Origin of the sequence: Caulobacter segnis, from assembly GCF_023935105.1 — a bacterium.
GTDB classification, from domain to species: domain Bacteria; phylum Pseudomonadota; class Alphaproteobacteria; order Caulobacterales; family Caulobacteraceae; genus Caulobacter; species Caulobacter segnis_B.
Window position 1 is genome coordinate 3,867,277 of record NZ_CP096040.1, and the last position, 22,105, is coordinate 3,889,381.

The 22,105-nt window shown below is 68.0% G+C and carries 19 protein-coding genes; 9 read left to right on the forward strand and 10 right to left on the reverse strand.

The window, feature by feature from the left end; all coding sequences use genetic code 11:
* Positions 1-5: 5 nt before the first annotated feature.
* The gene (locus tag MZV50_RS18130) at positions 6-1,205 is read right to left on the reverse strand and encodes a glycoside hydrolase family 88/105 protein (protein ID WP_252630695.1); all 1,200 of its coding nucleotides are present in this window, start codon (positions 1,203-1,205) and stop codon (positions 6-8) included.
* Between the two features lie 35 nt (positions 1,206-1,240).
* Positions 1,241-2,089, reverse strand: coding sequence for a 5-dehydro-4-deoxy-D-glucuronate isomerase (kduI, locus tag MZV50_RS18135; protein WP_252630696.1), 849 nt, complete (start codon positions 2,087-2,089; stop codon positions 1,241-1,243).
* Between the two features lie 343 nt (positions 2,090-2,432).
* On the opposite strand from kduI, the gene MZV50_RS18140 reads away from it, so the two are divergent.
* Positions 2,433-4,829 (forward strand): TonB-dependent receptor, encoded by a 2,397-nt coding sequence (locus tag MZV50_RS18140; protein ID WP_252630697.1) that lies wholly within the window; start codon positions 2,433-2,435, stop codon positions 4,827-4,829.
* Positions 4,830-4,914: 85 nt separating this feature from the next.
* On the opposite strand, the gene MZV50_RS18145 is transcribed toward MZV50_RS18140, so the two are convergent.
* Both MZV50_RS18145 and MZV50_RS18150 read right to left on the reverse strand, forming a co-directional pair.
* Positions 4,915-5,694 carry a FadR/GntR family transcriptional regulator gene (locus MZV50_RS18145; RefSeq protein WP_252630698.1) on the reverse strand — a complete coding sequence of 260 codons (780 nt, stop codon included), beginning with the start codon at positions 5,692-5,694 and terminating at the stop codon, positions 4,915-4,917.
* A gap of 336 nt (positions 5,695-6,030) precedes the next feature.
* Positions 6,031-6,759 (reverse strand): glutathione S-transferase family protein, encoded by a 729-nt coding sequence (locus MZV50_RS18150; protein ID WP_252630699.1) that lies wholly within the window; start codon positions 6,757-6,759, stop codon positions 6,031-6,033.
* A 94-nt stretch (positions 6,760-6,853) separates the two neighbouring features.
* Between MZV50_RS18150 and MZV50_RS18155 the strand changes: the two genes are divergently transcribed.
* Positions 6,854-7,573 carry a helix-turn-helix transcriptional regulator gene (locus MZV50_RS18155; RefSeq protein WP_252630700.1) on the forward strand — a complete coding sequence of 240 codons (720 nt, stop codon included), beginning with the start codon at positions 6,854-6,856 and terminating at the stop codon, positions 7,571-7,573.
* Positions 7,574-7,579: 6 nt separating this feature from the next.
* Here MZV50_RS18155 and MZV50_RS18160 read toward each other — a convergent pair whose 3' ends face one another.
* From MZV50_RS18160 to MZV50_RS18170, 3 genes are all read right to left on the reverse strand, one after another.
* Positions 7,580-8,566 (reverse strand): alpha/beta hydrolase, encoded by a 987-nt coding sequence (locus tag MZV50_RS18160; RefSeq protein WP_252630701.1) that lies wholly within the window; start codon positions 8,564-8,566, stop codon positions 7,580-7,582.
* A gap of 75 nt (positions 8,567-8,641) precedes the next feature.
* Positions 8,642-9,448: a TrmH family RNA methyltransferase gene (locus MZV50_RS18165; protein WP_252630702.1), complete on the reverse strand. Its 807-nt coding sequence runs from the start codon at positions 9,446-9,448 to the stop codon at positions 8,642-8,644.
* 18 nt (positions 9,449-9,466) lie between these two features.
* Complete coding sequence (locus MZV50_RS18170) at positions 9,467-10,723, reverse strand: MFS transporter (protein ID WP_252630703.1); 1,257 nt, start codon at positions 10,721-10,723, stop codon at positions 9,467-9,469.
* Positions 10,724-10,970: 247 nt separating this feature from the next.
* On the opposite strand from MZV50_RS18170, the gene MZV50_RS18175 reads away from it, so the two are divergent.
* Positions 10,971-12,023, forward strand: a complete 1,053-nt coding sequence (locus MZV50_RS18175; RefSeq protein ID WP_252630704.1) for a LacI family DNA-binding transcriptional regulator — start codon at positions 10,971-10,973, stop codon at positions 12,021-12,023.
* 5 nt (positions 12,024-12,028) lie between these two features.
* On the opposite strand, the gene MZV50_RS18180 is transcribed toward MZV50_RS18175, so the two are convergent.
* On the reverse strand, positions 12,029-13,591 hold the full coding sequence (locus tag MZV50_RS18180) for a methyl-accepting chemotaxis protein (RefSeq protein ID WP_252630705.1): 1,563 nt from the start codon (positions 13,589-13,591) through the stop codon (positions 12,029-12,031).
* Positions 13,592-13,849: 258 nt separating this feature from the next.
* Here MZV50_RS18180 and MZV50_RS18185 point away from each other — a divergent pair, with 258 nt between their 5' ends.
* The 4 genes from MZV50_RS18185 (at position 13,850) to MZV50_RS18200 (ending at position 17,466) form a co-directional block, all read left to right on the forward strand.
* Positions 13,850-14,965, forward strand: coding sequence for an ABC transporter permease (locus tag MZV50_RS18185; RefSeq protein WP_252630706.1), 1,116 nt, complete (start codon positions 13,850-13,852; stop codon positions 14,963-14,965).
* A complete protein-coding gene (locus MZV50_RS18190; protein ID WP_252630707.1) occupies positions 14,962-15,783 on the forward strand; it encodes an ABC transporter ATP-binding protein in 822 nt (273 codons plus the stop codon). The genes MZV50_RS18185 and MZV50_RS18190 overlap by 4 nt, the downstream gene beginning before the upstream one ends.
* A 109-nt stretch (positions 15,784-15,892) precedes the next feature.
* Positions 15,893-16,831, forward strand: a complete 939-nt coding sequence (locus tag MZV50_RS18195) for an MlaD family protein (protein WP_252630708.1) — start codon at positions 15,893-15,895, stop codon at positions 16,829-16,831.
* A gap of 5 nt (positions 16,832-16,836) precedes the next feature.
* The gene (locus tag MZV50_RS18200) at positions 16,837-17,466 is read left to right on the forward strand and encodes an ABC-type transport auxiliary lipoprotein family protein (RefSeq protein WP_252635272.1); all 630 of its coding nucleotides are present in this window, start codon (positions 16,837-16,839) and stop codon (positions 17,464-17,466) included.
* On the opposite strand, the gene MZV50_RS18205 is transcribed toward MZV50_RS18200, so the two are convergent.
* Both MZV50_RS18205 and spbR read right to left on the reverse strand, forming a co-directional pair.
* The gene (locus tag MZV50_RS18205) at positions 17,463-18,227 is read right to left on the reverse strand and encodes an NUDIX hydrolase (protein ID WP_252630709.1); all 765 of its coding nucleotides are present in this window, start codon (positions 18,225-18,227) and stop codon (positions 17,463-17,465) included. The two genes, MZV50_RS18200 and MZV50_RS18205, sit on opposite strands and share 4 nt — an antisense overlap.
* 68 nt (positions 18,228-18,295) lie before the next feature.
* Positions 18,296-19,444, reverse strand: coding sequence for a pole-localized protein SpbR (gene spbR / locus MZV50_RS18210; RefSeq protein WP_252630710.1), 1,149 nt, complete (start codon positions 19,442-19,444; stop codon positions 18,296-18,298).
* 153 nt (positions 19,445-19,597) lie between these two features.
* Here spbR and MZV50_RS18215 point away from each other — a divergent pair, with 153 nt between their 5' ends.
* Positions 19,598-21,391, forward strand: a complete 1,794-nt coding sequence (locus tag MZV50_RS18215; protein ID WP_252630711.1) for a hybrid sensor histidine kinase/response regulator — start codon at positions 19,598-19,600, stop codon at positions 21,389-21,391.
* Between the two features lie 228 nt (positions 21,392-21,619).
* Positions 21,620-22,039 carry a nucleoside diphosphate kinase regulator gene (gene rnk / locus MZV50_RS18220; protein ID WP_252630712.1) on the forward strand — a complete coding sequence of 140 codons (420 nt, stop codon included), beginning with the start codon at positions 21,620-21,622 and terminating at the stop codon, positions 22,037-22,039.
* The last annotated feature ends 66 nt before the right edge of the window (positions 22,040-22,105 follow it).

The following is a 22,105-nucleotide window of genomic DNA, read 5'->3' on the forward strand; positions in this document are numbered from 1 at the left end:
CTATTCTACCGCTTGGCCTGACCTTGGGAAGACGAGGTCATTCGACCAAGGTTTCGCACCTCGCTGGCGGCCAGCAGGAAGGCGCCGACGCCGTACAGCTGGGTGTCGTGACGTCCGACCTGGTCCGGCGCCGCGCCGATGCGCTGCACCCAGCCCAGCCGACCATCCGGCTCGACGGCCGCGTCGAGAGCCTTCCAGCCCTTGTCGATCGCCGGACCGTACTTGGCGCGGGGCAACAGGCCGTGGTTCACGCCCCAGGCCAGGCCGTAGACGAAGAAGCCCGTGCCGCTGGTCTCGGGCGTCTTCTGCGGCTCCAGCAGCGAAACGGGCCAGTAGCCTTCCTCGCCCTGCAGCGTCACGATCCTGGCGGCCATCTGCTTGAAGACCTGCTCGTAGCGCGCGCGGCTGGGGTGATTGGCGGGCAGGTCCTGCAGGATGCGGGCGATGCCGGCGAAGGCCCAGCCGTTGCCGCGGCCCCAGAAGATCTTGTGCCCGTTTTCGCCGCGGCGGGTGATGAAGCGGCTGTCGCGGAAATAGAGGTGGTCGGCCTTGTCGAACAGATAGTCATGGGTGGCCCAGAACTCGCTGTCGGCATGGGCCAGATAGCGCTTGTCGCCCGTGGCCTTGCTCAGCGCCGTCCAGACCGGCGGGGCCATGAAGATCGCGTCGCTCCAGCACCAGCGGGCCTGGCAGTAGGGGTCGCCCTTCGCCGGCTTGGGCTCGAAGTCGAGGGACACCGTCGATGGATTGGCCAGCACGGCGTCGAAGCGTTCGCGCGTGGGGATCAGCTTGCTGGCGTCCTTGGTGCGCTGAGCGGCCCAGACCCAGACCGCGCCGGTCGCGTCGGCGTCGGCGTGACGGGGACGATGATCGTAACCCCACTGCTCGGCCTGGCCGTGCTGGAGAATGGCGTTCGTCAGATAGGGATCCTGCGTCGCGTCGGCGAAGGTGTAGAGGCCGACATAGAACGCCGCCTGCACCCAGTCGCGCGGCGCTTCGGTGTCCTTGCGGAACGACGTGACCGGCACATAGTCGAAGTTGTCCATATGGGCCAGCTGCCAGGCCGCGACCTTGCGGCCAGCGGCGTCGACGGTCGAGGCGGGAACGCTGACGACAGCGGACTTCTGGGCGGCGAAGGCGGGCGCAGCCGCGCCGGCCAGGATGGCGACGGCGACCGCGGCCTTCAGCAAGGTCTTGAAGGTCATCTGAGCGTTTCTCCCCGTTCTTTTTCTTGTCTTTGCTATACGCCCGGGCCCAGGTCGGAGACGGCCAGGACGTCCATGTCGTCGAACTCGAGGTTCTCTCCGCCCATGGACCAGATGAAACTGTAGCTGGCGGTGCCGACGCCGCTGTGGATCGACCAGCTGGGCGAGAACACCGCCTCCCCTTCGTCCATGAACACCGCGCGCGGCTCGGACGGCTCGCCCATCAGGTGCATGACCCGCCCGGCCCCGGCGTCGAAGTACATGTAGATCTCGCTGCGCCGGCGGTGGGTGTGCGGCGGCATGGTGTTCCAGACGTTGCCGGACTCCAGCTCGGTGAAGCCCATCACCAGCTGGCAGGTCTCGACCAGACCGGGGCGGATGCTCTGGCGGATCACGCGACGGTTCGCCGTCGACGCGTCGCCCGCCTGGATCGTGCGCGCCTCATCGCGCCGCACGCGCTTGCTGGGATGGGCGACGTGAGCCGGATAGCTGACGAAGTAGTACTTGGCCGGATCGGCCGCGTCGTCGCTCTCGAAGCTGACCGCCTCGACGCCCCGGCCGATATAGAGGCTGTCGCGGCGCGACATCTCGAAACGCTGGCCGTCCAGGGTGATCGCGCCCGGGCCGCCGATGTTGATCACGCCCACCTCCCGACGCTCACAGAAGAAGCGCGAAGCCAGCTCCCGGTGGGTCGGCAAGACCAGGGGCGTTTCAGTCGGCATGGCCGAGCCGACCACCGCCCGCTCGATCTCCAGGTAGCTCAGGCCCAGTTCGCCGCTACGGAACAGGCTGTCGATGACGAAGGTGTCGCGCAGTTCGCGCACCGTCATGCGGCTCATGCCCGCGCGGTCGGTGCTCTCGCGATAGTCCATCTGGACGCTCATCGGCCGTCGCCACGAGGCGATCGATCGCCGCCCGCCAAGCCCGTCGGCGGTCGCTTACCAGTGCGCATCCAGTCCCCATTCACGTGTGGTTGCTAAACCGACATTACCAATCCAGTCACGGCGTCGTAAAGGCCGAACCATGCCTATGCGAGGTGTCTAACGTTGTCACCGACGACCGCGGCCGGCCACGTCCGCCTGATAGGCCAATAAATTCAATTACCCAGGCCATTTTAGGGACAGATAACAGCGCTACTTGACAACTGGCCAGACCAAGAGTCATCAGTTGGATATACCAATTAACGCCAGCAACGAACTGGCGGACATAGCGCGGGAAACAAAAGGGATGACCAACATTCGATTCTGGCTGCTCGCCTCTTCGGCGGCGGCCGTGCTCGCGGCCGCGCCCGGCGCGGCCCTTGCCCAGAGCGGACCCAGCGCCTCCGCCCAGCTGGAGGAGATCATCGTCACCTCCACCAAGCGCGCCGAGCGCCTTCAGGACGTACCCGTGTCGGTGACCGCTGTCACCGCCGACGTATTGGAGCGCAACAACGTCCGCGAGCTGGGCGACCTGGTGAAGCTGTCGCCGGGCCTGGTGATCAACTACGGCAGTCAGCCGGGCAATTTCAGCATCAACATGCGTGGCATCGGCACCTTCTCGAACGGCATCGCCGTCGAGTCGGACGTCGCGGTGGTGATCGACGACGTGCCGGTCGGCTTCCAGGCGGCCGCCTTCAAGGACCTGATCGACGTCGAGCGCGTCGAGGTGCTTCGCGGCCCGCAGAGCACCCTGTTCGGCAAGAGCGCCATCGCCGGCGTGCTGAACATCGCCACCGCCGCCCCGACCAAGGACTTCTCGGGCAAGGCCATGATCCTGGTCACCGACGACGCCGAGAAGCGCATCGGCTTCACAGTCTCGGGCCCGATCAGGGATAGCCTGCTGATGCGACTGACGGTCGCCAAGAGCGACTATGACGGCAACGTCAAGAACCTGACGACCGGCAAGAACGTCAACGGCAGCTCGGGCTTCACCGCCACCGCCAAGCTGGTGTGGACGCCGACCGAGCACCTGACGCTCAGCGTCGCGCCGCGCTACAACCACAATGTCTCGACCTGCTGCGCCAGCCCGATCACCGAGCTGACGCCGGGCCTCAACTACCAGGGCGCGCCGGCCTTCCCCGCCACCCTGACCCTGCGCGGGATCACGATCGACAAGAACAACCACTTCGTCCGCGCCGACGATCGGATCGGCGGCGGCAATTCGGACGTCTTCGGCGCGACCGCGCGCATCGACTACGACTTCGGCGACGCTTCGATCCTGAAGGGCCACACCCTGTCGTCGATCACGGCGCACGACCGCTGGAAGATGGTCGACTTCCAGGACATCGACGGCACCGACCAGCCGTTCCTGCTGGGCTTCCCGGTCGCCAGCCCCTCGGGCGTCAACAGCGGCGCGCACATCGACGGCTATTTCCACGCCGACAGTTGGACCCAGGAATTCCGCCTCACCTCGCCCGGCGACACGCGACTGCGCTACGTGGCCGGCCTGTGGTACGCCAAGAACGATCTCGACCGCTATCTAAACCGCGGCCCGGTGCTGCAGCTGGCCCGCTACCTGGCCGAAAGCACCAACGAGAACTACTCGGCCTACGCCAACGCCACCTGGGACATCACCGACAAGCTCAGTCTGACCGGCGGCGGCCGCCTGAACCGGCAGAAGATCAGCTACCACTTCGACAAGACGATCTTCGCCAGCACCGCCCCGGGCGCGGCGACCACGCATCAGCTGTTCGGCAAGTCGGATCAGGACGACGCCTTCACCGGCAAGATCGGCGCCCAGTACAAGGTCACGCCGGACATCATGACGTTCGCGACCTTTTCGACGGGCTACAAGGGCCAGGCCTACGACCTTGTCAGCACGTTCGACGCCCGGATCGCGGCCCAGATGCCCGTGCCGCCCGAGACGGCCAAGAACTACGAACTGGGCTTCAAGAGCAGCCTGCTGAACCGCCGCGTCTATTTCAACGCCACCGTGTTCCGCGCCGACTACAAGGGCTTCCAGACCTCGGTCACCTCGTTCCTGCCCGACGGCACCTTCCTGACCTTCCTGAACAGCGTCGGCCAGCTGCGCACCCAGGGCGTCGAGCTGGACGCCGTGGCGCGGATCACCAGCAATCTCCGCCTGAACGGCGCCTTCGCCTATACCGACGCCAAGGTCGTCGACTTCCCGAACGGTCCTTGCAACAACAGCCAGCCCGCCACCGCCGACCTGCCGCTGCAGCCCGCCGGCTATGTCGGCAAGCCCGGCGAATGCTACCGCACCCCGACCACCAACGGCCGCGTGCAGAACCTGGCTGGCCGGCGTTTGAACAACACGCCGAAGTTCAAGTTCAACATCGGCGGCCAGTACGACATCGAGCTACCGGGCATGCCCTTCAAGGGCTTCGTCGGGGCGACCTATCGCTGGCAGGACGACGTCAACTTCTCGCTCAGCCAGGACCCGCGCACGGTCCAGAAAGCTTACGGCATCGTGGACCTGAAGGTCGGGATCAACGACCGCGAGGGCCGCTACACGGTCTCGGCCTTCGCCAACAACCTGCTGGACAAGCGCTACGCCCAGGGCCTGGGCAACGGAACGTCCGGTTACAGCAACCCGGCCATCCCGACCGCCCTTGGCCGCACCTGGCTGCCGGGCCGCGACGCCTTCCGCTACTTCGGGGCGCGCCTCGACGTGAACTTCTAGGGACCCTCTCCCTTCTACGAGCCCCTCCTGCACGGCCGGATCCTTCACGGGTCCGGCCTCTTTTTCGGGAAGAGCGTGAAGCGCCCTACTTCGCCGCGCTGGCCGCCCGAAGGGCGATTTCCTCGCGTTTGGCCGCCAGGCTTTCGCGGGTGCGCTCGATCGCCTCCAGTTCGGCGGTCAGCAGCAGGTTCTCGATCAGTCCGCCCAGGTGAGCCTGCATGGCGGCGCGCGCGGCCTTGGGATCGCGGGTGCGCAAGGCCTCGACGATTTCCTGGTGCTCGTCCTTCAGCGGGCGCTTGCGCACGTGCCGGGCCTTTTCCAGCATCTGCATGCACAGGCGCGAGCGGTAGCGCAGGTCCCAGGTGTTCTCGACGATCCGCGCCACGGCGACGTTGCGCGTGGCGGCCGCGATGGAGATGTGGAACTGGCGGTCAGCCAGCTCGGACTGCTCCTTGGTCGATTCCTCGCTGTTCATCTCGGTGACCAGGGTCTCGAGATAGGCCAGCTCCTCATCGGTGATCAGGGTGGCGGCCAGTGCGGCGGCCTCGCCCTCGAAAAGGCGGCGCGCTTCGGCCTGCTCGAAGGCGCCGATATCGAGATCCTTCACCGGCGGCGGGGGCTGGTCCAGGCGGACATAGACGCCCGAGCCCTGGCGGGCTTCCAGGAGGCCGCGCATCTCCAGGGCGATGACGGCGCGACGCACGGTGGGGCGACTGACGCCGAAGTCGTCGGCTAGGTCGCGCTCGGACGGCAGGCGCTGGCCAGGCTGGAAGGTTCCGCCGGCGATCGACGCGCTGATCGAGGCGGCTACCTGCTGGTAGAGCCTCGTGGAGTCCGTGGACGGGGTGCCCGAAGGGGTCGTCATCATGAGCGCCGTAGACGCGCGCCAACGCCGGCGCGTCCCACAGGACTAACGCCGGTTCGGTCGCCTCACAAGCGTCCGCGAGCAAGTGGCCTTACCATGTACGCCCCGGGAACGGCGAGCGGCCGGAGGGTAAGGACTCCGGCCGCCATCGTCGTCCGCTCCGGGAGGAGGTTGGCGCAAGATACGCAGCGCCTGGTCGACGAGCGCCCGACCCCACGGCGTTTGAGCGCCGCACGGCCGGACGTTCGCACCTTAGCGAAACCGGCCGAGCGCGCAATGAAAAATGGCCTGACCAATTATTTCAATTTGTACGACCAGTTTGGAAGCGCTCTCAACCTAGGCCGCCTGGCGCAGGCCCCACGGATGGGCCGGATAGAACTGCGCCATCATCCGGCTGACATAGTCGACCAGACGCGGATAGCGCTCGGCCTCGCGCCGCAGCGGCGAGTCGAAAAAGGGCGTCATGATCGCCGCCAGCGTGGCGAAGGCCGTGGCGTCGACACCGACGGGATGGCTGTCGCGCATCAGGTAGGCCTTGTCCTCCAGAAGCTCGTCCAGCGCCCGCAGCGACAAGGCTCCTAGCCAGACCACCTCCTCGCGCAGGTGCCGACCGACACCGACCGCGCGCATATTGGCGGCCACGGCCTCCTGCAGCCCCCGGCGCAGATCCTCGCGAACGGCCTCGGGCGCCTGATCGAACCAGCGCCCCGGTCCCTTGGCGAAGTTGGCCGGCTCCAGGAACCGGAAATAGCTGGACACCCAGCCCAGCTGGTTCTCGATCATGCGCTCGATCGCCCAGGCCTGGGCGCGCTCCTTGCCGGTCAGACCGATGTCGAGGTCGATATCGTACTTCTGCTCGATATGGGCGCGAATGAAGGTGGAGTCGCCGATCGCCTGGGCGGCGTCCTCGATCCAGGGCAACTGGCCCTTGGGCGCGGTCTCGCGGCTGCCCTTGGTCTTCTTGTAGTCAAGGCCGGCCATCATCAACTGGACCTCGGTCTTGGTCACATAGGGGCTGATCTCGGGCAGCCCGAACCCGGCTCCGGTGGCGAACAGCGTGATCATCGTCCCTCTCCGATCTCGAATGTCGTGGTGACCACTTGCTACCGCCACGCTACTGCCAGCATGCTGTCAGTAGCGATCGCCGATATGTGAAGCCATGAGACGCGCCGAACGCCTTTTCCAGATCATCCAGATCCTGCGCCGCAGCCGCGCGCCGGTGACCGCCGACGCCATCGCCGCCGAGTTGGAGACGTCCAAGCGCAGCGTCTATCGCGACATCGCCGCCCTGGTCGGCCAGCGCGCGCCGATCCGCGGCGAGGCCGGCGTCGGCTATGTGCTGGAGGCGGGCTTCGACATGCCGCCCCTGATGCTGACGCCCGACGAGATCGAGGCGGCGGTGCTGGGCGCGCAGTGGGTGGCCGGGCGCGGCGATCCCGTGCTGGCCAAGGCGGCCAGCGACCTGATCAGCAAGATCGCCGCCGCCGTCCCCGACCGCCTTCGGCCCTATGTGCTGGAACCGGCCATCGGCGCCTCGCCGGCCTGGAAGCCCGAGACCGACCGCATCGACGTCGCCCAGGTTCGCGCCTGGATCCACGCCGGCCGCAAGATCCGCCTGGACTACAGCGACGGTGCCGGGGCGGTCAGCGCCCGGGTGATCTGGCCGGTCACGGTCGGCTATCGCGAGACCATCCGCATGATCATCGCCTGGTGCGAGCTGCGCGAGGCCTTCCGCACCTTCCGCACCGACCGCGTGGTCGGCGCCGAGTTCCTGGAAGAGCGCCACGGCAAGCGCCCGGCCGTCCTACGTGGCGAATGGGTCAAGTTCCGCGACGCCGAGATCGCCGCCTGGAAGCTGCGGGAGAAGGCCGACTGTTGAGAGGCCTTACAGACCGTGGCGCTTGGCGAAGGCCACGAATAGGCCGGGCCAGGCCGACACCGGCTTGTCCGACGTGAAACGCAGGCCAAAGCCATGGCCGCCTTCCTCGAAGACATGCATCTCGGTCGGGACGGCCTTGGCCTTCAGCGCCGTGAACATGGCGATCGTGTTCTCGACCGGCACGGTCTTGTCATCGACCGCATGCAGCAGGAAAACCGGCGACAGTCCTTCCCTCACCTGCTTTTCGGGCGAAAGCTCCAGGGCCCGCTCGGGCGAGGCGTCCTTGACCAGCAGTTGCTTGCGCGAACCGGCATGGGCGATGGCCTGGTCGGTGCTGATCACAGGATACACCAGGGCCGACAGGTTCGGCTTGGCCGGCAGTTGGTCGGCGGCGTCGATCGGCGCATAGGTCGGCGCGTCGAAGCGAACGGTCAGGTTGGCGGCCAGGTGACCGCCGGCCGAAAAGCCCATGATCGCCACGCGGTCGGGCGAAAAGCCCATCGCCTTGGCCTTGGACCGGATCAGGCGGACGCCGCGCTGGGCGTCCTGCAGCGGCGCGTCACCGCCCGCCGCCCAGCCATCGCCCGGCATGCGATAGAACAGGACGAAGCAGGTGTAGCCGCTCTCGTTCAGCCGACGGGCGGTCTCGTAGCCTTCCTTGTCCAGCACCACGCGCTCGTAACCGCCGCCCGGGATCAGCATCACGGCCGCCCCGTTGGGCGTCTTGGGGCGGAAGACGACCAAGGTCGGCTTGCGGGTGTGAACCTGGGCTCGGTCGCGCGGGCCACCCGGCGCGGTGCGATCGACGATCGCCTCCTCGGCCGTGACGCCCTCGCCGCCCGGCGCGCCGTTCGGCCACAGGACGATGACTTCGGTAGGATCGGCCGGAGGGGTCTTTGACTGTTCCATGGTCGCCGCCCCAGCCTTGCTCCCCGCCAGGGACCCCAGGACGCCGGTGACGAAGGCCGCAAGGGCGCCGCGACGGTTCAGCATGGGATCAAGGCCTTCTGACGGGTTGTTGTCGGGCGCGACCCTAAAGCGACTTCGGGCGATTTGGAAACCGGTTTCCTAGCCGTGTGCGAAGCGCAGGTGATGGAGGACGATCCCGCTGGTGGTGGCGACGTTCAACGAGTCGAAACCGTTGGCCATCGGGATGCCGATGGTCCGCGCTCGCGCCATCACCTCCGGCGTCAAGCCCGGCCCTTCCGCGCCCAGCAGCACGGCGGTGCGCGGCGCCGGCTTCAGGTGGGCCAGGATCTCAGGCGCCGAAGGGCTGAGCGCCAGACCTTCGAAGCCGGTCGCCGCCAGCAGGTCGGCGATGTCCGCGCCGCGCTCAAGCCGCGCCGTCGGGACGGACAGCACCGCTCCGACCGACACGCGGATCGCCTTGCGATACAACGGATCGCAGCAGTCGGCGTCCAGGACCACCGCGTCGGCGCCGAAAGCGGCGGCGTTGCGATAGATGCCGCCGATGTTGTCGTGATTGGCGATGCCGCACAGCACCAGCACCACGGCGCGCGCCGGAAGGTCGGCCAGCAGGTCCCGCGCCCCGACCGGCTCGGGCTTGCGGCCCACCGCCAGCACCCCGCGATGCAGGTGGAAGCCGGCGATGGCGTCCAGCACGGCCTGGTCGGCGAGATAAACCGGCGTCTCGTCCGGCAGGCCGGCGAACACCTCGGAGAGCTTGTCCCGGCGCTTCGGATCGATCAGCAGCGACACCACCCGCTGCGGCGCGTCGCGAACGAAGGCCCGCAGCACCGTCTCGCCCTCGGCGATGAACAGTCCCTCGCGCCCGACCAGATCGCGCTCCTTGATCGCTCGGAATGGGGCGACGGCGGGATCGTCGGGATCGGTGACGACGCGAAACTGCGGCAAGGGAAGCTCCGAGGGGCCTTAACGCACCCCTCGTATCGGCAGGATCGCCAGACCGCCAGCCAGGGCCAGCCCGGCGGCCATCAGGAAGAAGACATGGAAGTTCTCGTGGCTGGGCCCCAGGCTCCACACCGCCAAGGCCGGCGCCAAGGCTTGCGGCAGGGTGTTGGCCAGGTTGATCACCCCCAGATCCTTACCCGCGTCGCGTTGCGAGGGCAGCACCTGGGTCACCAGGGCGATATCGACGGCGCAAAAGCACCCCGCCCCGCAGCCGAACACCACGTAAGCCGCCACGAGGACCGGCCAGCTAGGCGACAGCGAGAACACCACCATCGACGACGCCAGGACCACGGCCGCCCCGAAGGCGAACAGCTTTCGCCGTCGCAGCCGGTCCGACAGCATCCCGCCCAGCATCGCCAGCGTGACGTTGGAGAGGGTCGAGACGGTCGTCAGAAACGCCAGCCCCTCCTCGGCGCGGCGGCCGGGGAACAGCTTCGGGTAGTCCATCACGTCCTGCAGGAAGTAGAGCATGTAGCACTGCACCAGACTCAGAGCGACCAGCACCATGAACCGCCCCAGCCACGCCAGGGCGAAGTCGGGGTGCTTGCGCGGGCTGACCCACAGGCCCGAGACGAAGGCCTTCAGATTGAACGGCGGCAAGTCCGCCTTGGCCAGCGGCGGGTCACGCAGCCGCAGGACGAATGGCGCCAGGCCCAAGAGCAGGGCCGCCGAGATCATGGCGTAGCGCTGCCACTCCACGACCAGCAGGCCGCCGATCACCACCGCGCCCACGGCCGTGCCGATCGGATTGCCCAGGCTGAGGAAGGCCGCGACCATGCCCTTCTGAGTGTCGGGAACCCGATCGGGCATCACCGCCACCAGGGCCGAGAAGCACAGGTTGAAAGTCAGCTGGAACAGGATCACGCCGCCGATCAAGGCCAGCGGCGTCTTGGCGTTCATGATCGCCAGATAGGCCAGCGAGGCGCCGATCGCGCCCACCACCATCCAGGGCCGCCGACGGCCAAAGCGCGAGGTTGTCCGGTCGCTGATGGCGCCGGCCAGCAGGTTGGCGACGCTGGCGACGATGGCGCCCCAGAAGGCCACTTGGCTCAACACCACCGCCTTCGACCCAGGGTCGATCGACGCGGCCTTCAGAGGCAGCAGAACCTGCAGCAGGGGCTGGAAGGAGACGAAGGCCCCGATCTGGGCGAGCGTGTAGGCGGCGATGAAATTCGCGCGAACCGGCTCCTTGGGCCGCGTCCCCTCGTCAAACGCCATCTCACCTCCCGAAAGCACGGCCTCGCCGTGCTCCGACCTTTTTGACCAGAACCTGTTCGTCCGTTGCCGACGGGACATCGAAACACAAAGGCTCTGAGCGGTCTTGCGCCGCGTCGCGAGCACACTGACTGTCCATCCCTTGCCGCACAAGGGGTCCCGTACGGTAAAGCAGGGTGTTTCCCTCCGGGGCCGAGAGGCCCTAGTCTGAGGATATGGGGATGAGTCTCAAGGAAGTCGGGGCGGACTGATGGCTTCGGTGACGATCTATGACGTCGCCGCGAAAGCGGGCGTCTCCATCAAGACCGTGTCGCGGGTGATGAACAAGGAGCCGAACGTTCGGCCCGCCATGCGCGACCGCGTTCTGGAGGCGGCCGGCGAGCTCGGCTACAGCCCCAATCTGTCCGCGCGCAGCCTGGCCGGATCGCGCTCGTTCGTGGTCGCCGTCTTCGTCGACGCGGCCCTGACCATCGACCACTGGCAGAGCGAGCGCGGCGCGGACTATCTGAGCCGCATCCAGCTCGGCGCGACCCTGGTCTGCCGAGAGGCCGGCTATCACCTGCTAATCGAACTGATCGACAACGATGGTCCGAAGGTCCGCCAGGACGTGGCCGCCTTCCTGGCCGCCCTGAAGCCGGACGGCGTGATCCTGACCCCGCCCTCCTCCGACAATCCCGGCGTGCTGGAGACGCTGGACAAGGCCGGCACGCCCTATGTTCGCGTCGGCCCCGAGCGCGCCGAGGGCCTGGGCCCGCGCGTGCACATGGACGACGTCGCCGCCGCGCGAGAGATGACCCAGCACCTTGCCGATCTCGGCCACAAGCGCATTGGCTTCATCGTCGGCGAACCGCGCTACGGCGCCAGCCAGGCGCGGCGCGAGGGTTATCTGGAGGCCATGAAGGCGCGCGGTCTGGCCGTGGCCGACGGCTGGGTGCGCCAGGGCGACTTCACCTTCCAGTCAGGGCTGGAGCAGGCCAAGGCCTTGCTGGCCCTGCCCGATCGGCCGACGGCGATCTTCGCCTCCAACGACGACATGGCCCTGGGCTGCATCGCCGCGATCGCCGAGGCGGGTCTGATGACGCCGGGCGACGTGTCGGTGGCGGGGTTCGATGACAGCCCCAGCGCGCGCTTCAGCCGGCCGCAGTTGACCACCGTGCGCCAGCCGGTGGCGGAAATGTCCTCGGCGGCGGCCAAGCTATTGATCGCCCAGTCCAGGAGCAGCGACCCGCCCGAACGGCCGGTCGACATGCTCCTGCCCTTCGAATTGATCCACCGCGCCTCGACGGCGCCGCCGCCGAAGTAGGGCGTCTAGCGGCCCGGACGGGCGAAGGCGGCGACCCGCGCGCGGGCGGCGTGCACCGGGTTCTCGACTGGACGCTCTTGATAGGTCGACTGATACGTCGAGACGACCTGCGGTCGCCCACCCAGGCGGAACGCGCCGACGCGGTTCGACAGGTCCGCGGCCTCGATACGCAGGGCGTGGGTGGCCTCGGTCGATTGCGAGACCATGGCGGCGTTGCGCTGGGTCACCTGGTCCAGCTGGTTCACGGCAGAATTGACCTGGTTCAGGGCCGTGGCCTGCTCGCTGGCCGAGGCGGCGATGGCGTTGACCAGCTCGTCAATGCCGCCGACCTTGGTCACGATGCCGCGCAGGGCCTCGCCGGTCTGGCCGACCAACTCGACGCCCTCGCCGACCTGGCGGCTGGATTCGGTGATCAGCGACTTGATCTCCTTGGCCGCATCGGCCGAGCGCTGAGCCAGGGCCCGCACCTCCTGGGCGACGACCGCGAAGCCCTTGCCCGCGTCGCCCGCCCGCGCGGCCTCGACACCGGCGTTCAGGGCCAGAAGGTTGGTCTGGAAGGCGATCTCGTCGATCATGCCCAGGATCTGGTTCACCTGCTGCGACTGGGCCTCGATCTTGGTCATGGCCTCGGCGGCGCGGGTGACGATCTGGCCCGAACGCTCGGCTTCGGCGCTGGCTTCGCCGACCCGCGAGGACACCTCGCGGGCGCTCTTGGCGGTCCGGCCGACGGCGCTGGTCAGTTCCTCGACGGCGGCGGCCGTCTCTTCCAGCGTGGCGGCCTGCTGCTCGGTGCGTTCCGACAGGTCCACGGCGCTGCGCGCGATCTCGTCGGCGCTGGTGCGGATGTCGCCGGCCGAATGCTCGACGGCGCGCATGGCGTCGGCCAGAGCCCCGGCGGCCTGCTCGAAGTCGGCTCTCAGGCCGTTGAATTCAGGCGCCAGGTCGCCTTCGACACGCGCCGAAAGGTCACCGGCGGCCAGACGCGACAGGGCCGAGCCAATGGCCTTCACCGCCTCGGCCTGGCGACGCTCGGCCGCTTCGCGTTCGGCCTCCAGCGCCTCGCGCTCTTCTTCCAGCAGGTTGAGATAGGTCGAAATGGCCAGTTCCATGTCCAGGAACACAGCCTTGGTCAGGGCCGAGAGGCCGTCGGCCAGCTCGGCGTCGGACTTGGCGCCGTTGAACAGGCCCTTGGCGCGCTTGGCGATCACCGCCCGGATCAGCTCCTCGGCCACCAGCGCGTAGCCGCCGATGTACCATTGCGGGGCCAAGTCGGCCTCGACGTGGGCGCGCCCGATCCGTTCGACGTCCCGGACATAGGTCTCCCCGTAGTCGGCCTGGGCGATCCGACGCCAATGCGCGGCCTGGGCGCGCTCGGCCCCGGCCATGTGGGCCTCGTCGCGGAACTTGCCGCGGGTCTCGGGGAAGACGCGCACCTGGCTGTAGAAGCGCCCCAGCGCGGTCGAAATCTCGGCGTCGATCACCGGCCGGATCGCGCGCAGGGCCGAACGCGAACGCTCGTCGAAACGCATGAAGGCCATGCGCTGATCCAACTTGGCGTGCGCGGTCATGCGTTGGGTACTCCGACTCGGACGGCAAGGGTGAGCTGGCGATGTTCGTGACCGGAATCTGTTAACCAAGATTGAAGTCCGGCGCGATGCGCTCCGTGGACGCACCGATTGCGCGATCAGGCGGAACACCCCTTCATTCGCGGGCGTTCGGCCACGCTCTCGCCTAGAATAGAACCAAGCTGCGCCTTGGCGCGTTTTGGGCTTGTCAGGTCCATAGCGGGGCTTGGATATAACCAGGAAAAGACCCTCAAGGACTTCATGGCGCTTCCGGCGGACTTCACCTTGACCGAACAGGACGGCCGGCTCGCGGTGGTCCTGTCGGGGGATTGGACCGCCCGAGGGCTGTTCGACGCCGGCCTGCGGCTGAGCGACGCGTTGTCCGCGCCGCGCGAGCTTGAGCTGGACCTGACGGGGGTCAATCGCTGCGACACCGCCGGCGCCTACGCGATCCTGCGCTCGGCTGGCGACCGGCTGAAGCCGGAGAACGTCAAGGCCCGCCGCGAGGTCGTGCGGCTGCTGGAGCTGGTCGCCGCCGCGATTCAGGTCGAACCCGAACCCACCGTTCGGCCCGGCGGCTTCCATGCCCTGCTGGAGCGGATCGGTCGTGGGGTCTTCGGCCTGCTCTCCGACGGCTACAACACGATGGTGTTCCTGGGACACCTGCTGGTCGCCCTGGGTCGTTGCATCGCCGACCCACGCCGCATCCGCTGGGCGCCCGTGGTGGCGCTGTGCGAGCGCGCCGGCCTGGACGCCATGCCGATCGTGGCCACGACGACCTTCTTCATCGGCGCCGTGGTGGCCCTGCTGGGCGCCAACATGCTCACCGACTTCGGCGCCCAGGTCTATTCGGTCGAGCTGATCGGCATCTCGGTCATGCGCGAGTTCAACATCCTGATCACCGCCATCCTGCTGGCCGGCCGATCGGCCTCCAGCTTCGCGGCCGAGATCGGTTCGATGAAGATGAACCAGGAGATCGACGCCATGCAGGTGATGGGCGTCGACCCGTACGAAGCATTGGTGCTGCCACGCTTCGCCGCCCTGCTGCTGACCATCCCGCTTCTGACCTTCGTGGCCACGGTCGCCGGCCTGGCGGGCGGCATGCTGGTCGTCTGGGTCGTGCTGGACCTGTCGCCAACCTTCTTCCTGCAGCGGATCGTCGACTATGTCGGCGCCACCCACTTCTGGATCGGCCTGTCGAAGGCGCCGGTGATGGCGGCGGTGGTCGCCGCGATCGGCTGCCGGCAGGGCATGGAGGTCGGCAACGATGTCGAATCCCTGGGTCGGCGCGTGACGGCGGCGGTGGTCCACGCCATCTTCGCCATCATCCTGATCGATGCGGCCTTCGCCCTGGTCTACATGGAGCTGGACATATGACCGGCCCCGCCGCCATCGCCCAGACTCCCGAGCAGGACCGCGACTCGGAGACCTATCCGATCCAGGTGCAGGGCCTGGTTTCGTGCTTCGGCGACAACGTCGTGCACGACGGGTTGGACCTCAAGGTCGAGCGCGGCGAGGTGCTGGGCGTGGTCGGTGGCTCGGGCACCGGCAAGTCGGTGCTGCTGAACACCATTATCGGCCTGAAGGCTCCGGACGGCGGCGCGGTGCGCCTGTTCGGCGGCGATATGCGAACGGCCTCGCGCCGGCGCTGGTCGTCGGTCGAGCGACGCTGGGGCGTGCTGTTCCAGCAAGGGGCTCTGTTCTCGAACTTGACCGTGCGCGAGAACGTCGCCGCGCCGCTGTACGAGCACACCCGCCTGCCCAAGCGCGAGATCGAGGAGATCGCCGATCTCAAGATCGCCATGGTCGGCCTTCCCGCCCGCGCCGCCCTGCTCAAGCCCGCCGAACTGTCGGGCGGCATGCGCAAGCGCGCCGGCCTGGCCCGGGCCCTGGCCATGGACCCCGAGCTGCTGTTCCTGGACGAACCGACCGCCGGTCTCGACCCGATCGCGGCCGAGGCCTTCGACGAACTGATCAAGGACCTGTCCGACAGCCTGGATCTGACCGTCTTCATGATCACCCACGATCTGGACAGCCTCTACGCCATCACCGACCGCGTCGCCGTCCTGGCCGACAAGAAGGTCGTGGCCGTGGCGCCCGTGCGCGAGCTCGAGCGTTCGGATCATCCCTGGATCAAACAGTACTTCCTGGGCCCACGAGGACGCGCCGCCGCGACCTCCGAGGATCCGCCTTAGCTATTTTTCCTTTGAAAGGAAAATAGCTAAATCAAATAGTTAGAGCATGACTTATGCCGAAACCGGTTTCCACTTTCGGCGTCATGCTCTCGGCGAGGAACGACGACTGATGGAAAGAAACGCCAACTACGCCCTGGTCGGCGCGATCACCCTGGCCCTGTTCATGGGGTTGATCATCTTCGCCGTCTGGCTGGCCAAGATCAGCTTCACCCGCGACTACGACCTCTACGACATCCTGTTCATCGGTCCCGTGCGGGGCCTGTCGCAGGGTGGCGAGGTGCACTTCAACGGCATCAAGGTCGGCGAGGTCAGCCGCATCGAGCTGGACAAGAGCGACCCCAACCGTGTCATCGCCCGGGTGCGCGTCACCTCGGACGTGCCGATCAAGGTCGACAGCTACGCCACGCTGGAGCCGCAGGGCATCACCGGCGTCAACTACGTCCAGATCACCGCCGGTTCGCCGAACAAGGAGCTGCTCAAGGACACCGTCAAGAACGGCAAGGTGCCGGTCCTGCGCAGCCAGCGCAGCGCCCTCTCCGACCTGCTGGAAGGCGGCGGCACCGTGCTGACCCGCACGATCGAGGCCCTGGACCGGGTCAACCGCGTGCTGTCCGACAAGAACATCAAGACCTTCAGCGCCTCGCTCACCGACGTCCAGGCGGTCACCGCCGAGTTGCGCGAGCGCAAGGAGATCATCGCCGACGCCCAGAAGGCGCTGCAGAGCATCGACCAGACCGCCCAGTCGATCACCCAGCTCTCCAACAGCGCCAATGGCCTGGTCGACGGCGACGCCAAGCGCACGCTGAAGGAACTGGGCGACGCCGCCGCCGAGCTGAAATCCGCCGCCAAGGACGCGCGCGGCATGGTCTCCAAGCTGGAAGGCCCGACCACGGACTTCGCCAGCACCGGCCTGCCGCAACTGTCGTCGGCCATCGTCACCCTGCAGTCGGCCGCCGAGTCCCTGGACCGCCTGGTCGCCGACGTCGAACAGAACCCTCGAGGCTTGGTCGGCAAGGCGCCCGCCAAGGAAGTGGAGGTCAAGCCGTGAGCCCGATGATCCGAAACACCGCCAAGGTCTTGGCCGTCGCGGCCCTGGCCGCCAGCCTCTCGGCCTGCATCAGCGTCTTTCCGAAGACCAAGGCCGCCAGCCTCTACCGCTTCGGCGAGGCCGAGGTCAGCGTGCCCAAGGGGCCGCCCGGCGCCATGTTCGGCGTGTTGAAGACGCCGTCGGCCTTCACCCGCGCCGCCGCTGGCGACCGCATCCTGACCAGCACAAACGGCGAGGTGGCTTACATCGCCGGGGCGCGCTGGGTCTCGCCGGCTTTCGTGCTGTTCGAGGAAGCCACCGCCCGCGCCTTCGAGAACGATCCGGGCCGCGCGCGCCTGATCGGTCGCGGCGAGGTGGCCAAGGCCGACATGATGCTGCGCCTGGAGGTGCGGACCTTCGAGGCCGACTATGTCGACGGCCCCAAGGCCGCCCCCGAGATCGTCGTGCGGGTCCGGGCGGTGCTGAACCGCAGCCAGGACCGCGCCCTGGTCGGCGATCAGGTCTTCGAGGCCAAGGTCAAGGCGGCCGACAATCGCGTCGGCGCGATCGTGCCCGCCTTCGACCAGGCCACCGCCAAGGTGCTGGGCGACATCGTCGCCTGGACCAACGCCGCCGGTCCGGGCCTGAAGAACTAGAGCGCGTCCAGGGGCTCGGTCACCGGGCCGTAGCCCGCGTTCTCCTGGATCCGCAGCACGAGGCCGTCGACCCAAGGCTCGACGGTCACCAGTTCGCGCGCCGCCGCGCGGGCCACGGCGTCGACGGGATCGGCGCTCTCGGCCAGCAGTTGCAGGTTCATGCGCGTGGGGAAGATCACCTTGCGCTCGCCCGAAGCCGCCAGGTCCAGCGCCCTGCCCGGCGCGATCCATTCGGCGTCGACCGCCTCGTGACCGTCGCAAATGGCCTGCTGGGCCAGCGGCGCGTGGGCGACGTAGAACCAGGTGTCGAACCGCTTGGGCATCAGCCGGGGCGTGATCCAGCGGGCGAAGACGGTCAGGGCGGAAAGGTCCAACTTCAGCCCCAGGTCCTCGACCACCTCGATGAAGGCGACCTTGTCCTCGGCCACCGCCGCCCGGACGTCCTTGGCCGCCTCGCCAGCGTAGAAGGCGCCGTCGCGGTCGCGGGCCAGCAGCACCCCGGCCTCCTCATAGGCCTCGCGGATGGCCGCGATGCGCAGGGCCATGTCGTCCTGGCCGGTCTCGCCGAAGCCCAACGCCAACTCCCGCCAGCGCGGATCGCTGTCGCCTTGGTGGCTCTTGCCGCCCGGGAACACCAGGGCGCCAGCCGCGAAGTCGATCTGGTGATGCCGCTTGACCATCAACACCTCGAACGAGGGCGCGTCCCGAAGCAGCAGTATGGTGGCGGCGAGGCGGGCCCCACCCGGCGTTGAGTCAGACATGCCGCAAGTCTGGCGCCGCTCCGCGCGCTTGCACAGACATCTTTCGAACGAGCGTTTTGTCCCGGCGTCTAGGCCGCGCCCTGCCCCTTGCGATCGCCACGGCGCTTGTTGGCGCTGCGGTCCATGCGCTCCAGCAGATACTCGTTGTCTTCGCGAGAGACGGCGTGCGACGAGGTCAGGAAGCGCTGGATCATGCGCTCCTGGAAGCGTTCGCGATCGTGGACGCCACCGTCGAACTCCAACCCGTGGAAGGCGTCCACGCCCGCGCGGAAGGCCGAGTGCAGGCGCGGCGGCAGACCGGCGCGCTCGCAGATCGCCTTCAGGCCCAGGGGGCCGGCGTCGTGGATCATCAGCCAGGTGCGATGGTGCGGCACGCCCGCCAGTTCGGCCACGGCCCACTCGAAGAAGCTCATATGGCCATGGGCCAGGGCCCGCAGGACCAGCGAGGGCGACAGCCGGCCTGCCTGGCGCAGATGCGCGACGAAGGCCCGGGGATCGGCGGCGCGGCCGGCCTGGTCCACCAGGTCGATCGTGGCCCGCTCCTTGGCGCCGACGATCAGTTCCAGGGTGGTTTCAGCCGACAGGTTGTGATGGGCCAGGATGTGGTCGCGCAGCTGGTCGCCGACCATCTCGATCAGGCGCTCGCTGACGGCCATCGGCAGCACCGCGCGATAGGCGACGGCCTGCAGCACCCGCTCCGACTTGGAGAAGCGGTCCAAGGCCTTCTGCAGCGACACTTCCGAAAAGCGGGCGTTGTCGTTGGCGCAGGCCGTGGCGACCACGTCCTCGCCGCCCTGCTCGACCAGCATCGAGGTGACGCGGGTCGACAGCTTCGGACGTTTGGCCACCGCCATCTGGCGCACCCGACCGCCGACGCGGACGATCTCGATCAGGTCGTTGTCGCTGAACACCGGCGAAAAGCTGATGACCGGCAGGCTGACGCTCTCGACGTCGCGCGCCAGGCGGTTGGCGACGTCGGCCGGCAGGGCCATCGAGTTCTTCAGCGTCACCGCCAGGGCGCGGCGCACCAGCTCGGCGGCGTCGGCGGCCATCACCCGCAGGATGTCGTGAGCGACCTGACGCTCTTCCTCGCTGAGGGCGGCGCGATCGATGTTCCGGCAAAGCTTGTGGGCGGCCAGCGCGCGCTCGTCGGGCGTCGCGCCCTTCACGAGCATGCGGATGTCGGATTCGGTCAGTGCAGCGCGTGTGGTGGCCATGGTTCGCCCGCCCGAAGCTATGCGTGGAGTCGCATGGTCGGCCGTTAGGCTTAATGATTGTTTGCGCCAGGAAGCTGTGGATTAACGATAGGCCGTAACCGGGTTCCAACCACGCTCCCGTAAGGTGCGCGCTCAATCGAAAGGAGCGCGACCTTGCTCGCCGAGCGCCGCCTGAAAGCAAGCCCAACGGACGGCCCTCAACTCGCCAAGGCGCTGGACGCCCAAACAGCGCTTTTGCCTTATGCGCTGGGGGTTTTCGCGGTCAGCCTGCCGCTTTTCGTGTGGGTCGGATCGTTCGCGACGAACCGCCTTTGGATGAGCGCCAGCTTCGCGATCTTCGCCATCAACTGGGGCGCCTTCTACGCCGTGGTGAACTGGCTGCGCGACGAAGCGTCGCAAGAGCTTAACCGTCGGGCCCGGATCCAGGTGCTGGGCGGCCTGATGTGGGCGATGAGCGTCGTCCAGATCTCGATCCTGGCCCAGGGCGCCGGACCCGCGCGCGAGACCCTGCTGATGCTGGCCACGGCGGGCGCGGTGGTCTGCGCCTTTTTCGCCGCGCCCTACCTGCCGGCCCTGCTGACCATCGCCCCTTTGGCGGCGGCTGGCCCGGTGATCGCCCAGTTCTCGCATCCGCAAGGCCGTCAGGCCGGCGTGATGACCTGGGGCGCCTCGGCCCTGGCCCTGACCCTGGGCATGATCCTCAACCGCATGTTCCGCCGTCAGCATGGCCTGGCCGTCGCCCACGAGCGCCTGGTCGAGGAACGCCTGGGCGTGTTGGAGGCGGCTGAGCGCACCGCGCGCTCGAAGTCCGATATCGTCGCCACCCTGAGCCATGAGATCCGCAACGGCCTGACCGGCGTCACCCACGTGCTGGCGGCCGCCGCCGGCCGGGGCGGCCGCGCCGCGCCCTCGCGCGAACAGCTTAACGCCGCGCTCGACGCCGCCCAGGACCTGATGTCTGTGCTGAACGCCACGCTCGACTCCGAGACCGCCGAATCCGGTCGGCTGCGGGTCGAAGCCCGGCCGTTCGACTCCGTCCGCCTGGTCCAGGATCTGGTTCTGCTGGACAAGCCGCATGCGGGGACCAAGGGGCTGGAGCTGGCGATCCATGTCGATCCCCTGCTGCGGCGACGCGATAAGGGCGCAACGGTCGCCGACGCCCTGCGCACGCGCCAGATCATCACCAACTTGTTGGGCAACGCGATCAAGTACACCGTGCGCGGCCGTGTCGAGGTGCGCCTGGAACTACGCGACGATCAGGTCGCCATCGAGGTCGCCGACACCGGCCCCGGCCTCTCGGCCGAGGAGATGGAGCAGGCCTTCGAGCCCTTCCGCCGCGTCGAGCGCACCGGCGCGGGCGTCAACGGGGCGGGCCTAGGCCTGTCGCTGTCGCGTCAGCTGGCCCGCCTGATGGGCGGCGCGCTGGACGCCCGCAGCGCCGTGGGCGTCGGCAGCTGTTTCACCCTATCCCTGCCCTTCGACGCCGACGCCGAGTGCGACCTCACCGAAGAGCTGGATAACGGGACCGTCGACATGTCGGGCGCGCCGCGCGCCCTGCGCATCCTGATCGCCGAGGACGACGCCCTGAACGCGGCCATGCTGCGCGCCATCCTGGAACAGCTGGGCCATCAGGTCGTCCACGCCCAGAATGGTCGTCGCGCCGCCGACCTGGCCAAGATCGCCGAGTTCGACCTCCTGATGCTGGACCACCGCATGCCGGTGCTGGACGGCCCCGGCGCCACCGCCTCGTTGCGCGAGGCCGAGGGCCCCAACCGCGCCGCGCCCATCGTGGCCATCATCGACGGCGATGGCGAGGAAGCCTCCGAATTCCTGAGCGCCGGCGCCGACATCGTCCTGCGCAAACCGGTCAGCGTGGCCGCCGTCGCCCGCGCCCTGGCCGACGCCGCCGCCCTGGATCGCGGCGAGACCAAGTCCGAAGCGGCCTGAACCGCGCCCTCCGGTTTGACAACAAGAGCCGGGGGTGGAGAATGGCGCATGTTCTCGCGCCCGACCTTCCGGCGTTTTCGCCATCACGGCGGTAGCCTGCTCGCAGGCTCCTAGCCCCGAACCTCCGCGCCTGCGTCGCGGCCGTTCGGGGCGAACATCAACCTGCCGCCAATCGACGGTCCGCCGAGCGCGCCGTCGCGCCTGAACACATCAAATCTGGAGCTTCTCATGCTCGCGCAAGCGGACGTCGTCGTGCGTCCCCGTATCATCATGGCTGAGACCGAGGTCGAAGCCCTAACCACCCTGGCCCTGCAGATGGAGCCAGCCGCGCCACTGGCCGCCGACATGCTGCTGGCCGAGATCGACCGCGCCGAGGTCCGCCCGGACGCCGACATGCCCGATCACGTCGTCCGCATGCGCTCGACCGTCCGCTTCGAGGACGACGCCAACGGCATGGCCCGCTCGGTCCTGCTGGTCTACCCCAAGGAGGCCGACATCGCGGCTGGCAAGATTTCGGTCCTTTCCCTCGTGGGCGCCGGCCTGATCGGACTCTCCGTCGGCCAGACGATCCGGTGGCCCGATCGGGACGGTCACGAGCGGCTGCTGCGTATTCTCAAGGTCGAGCCGCCCGCCCCGCCCCTCTTTTGAACGGAGGGCTTGCCGCTGGGTAAGCCTTTCCATTCCCCGTCCTGATCCGCACACTCGCCGCAACGA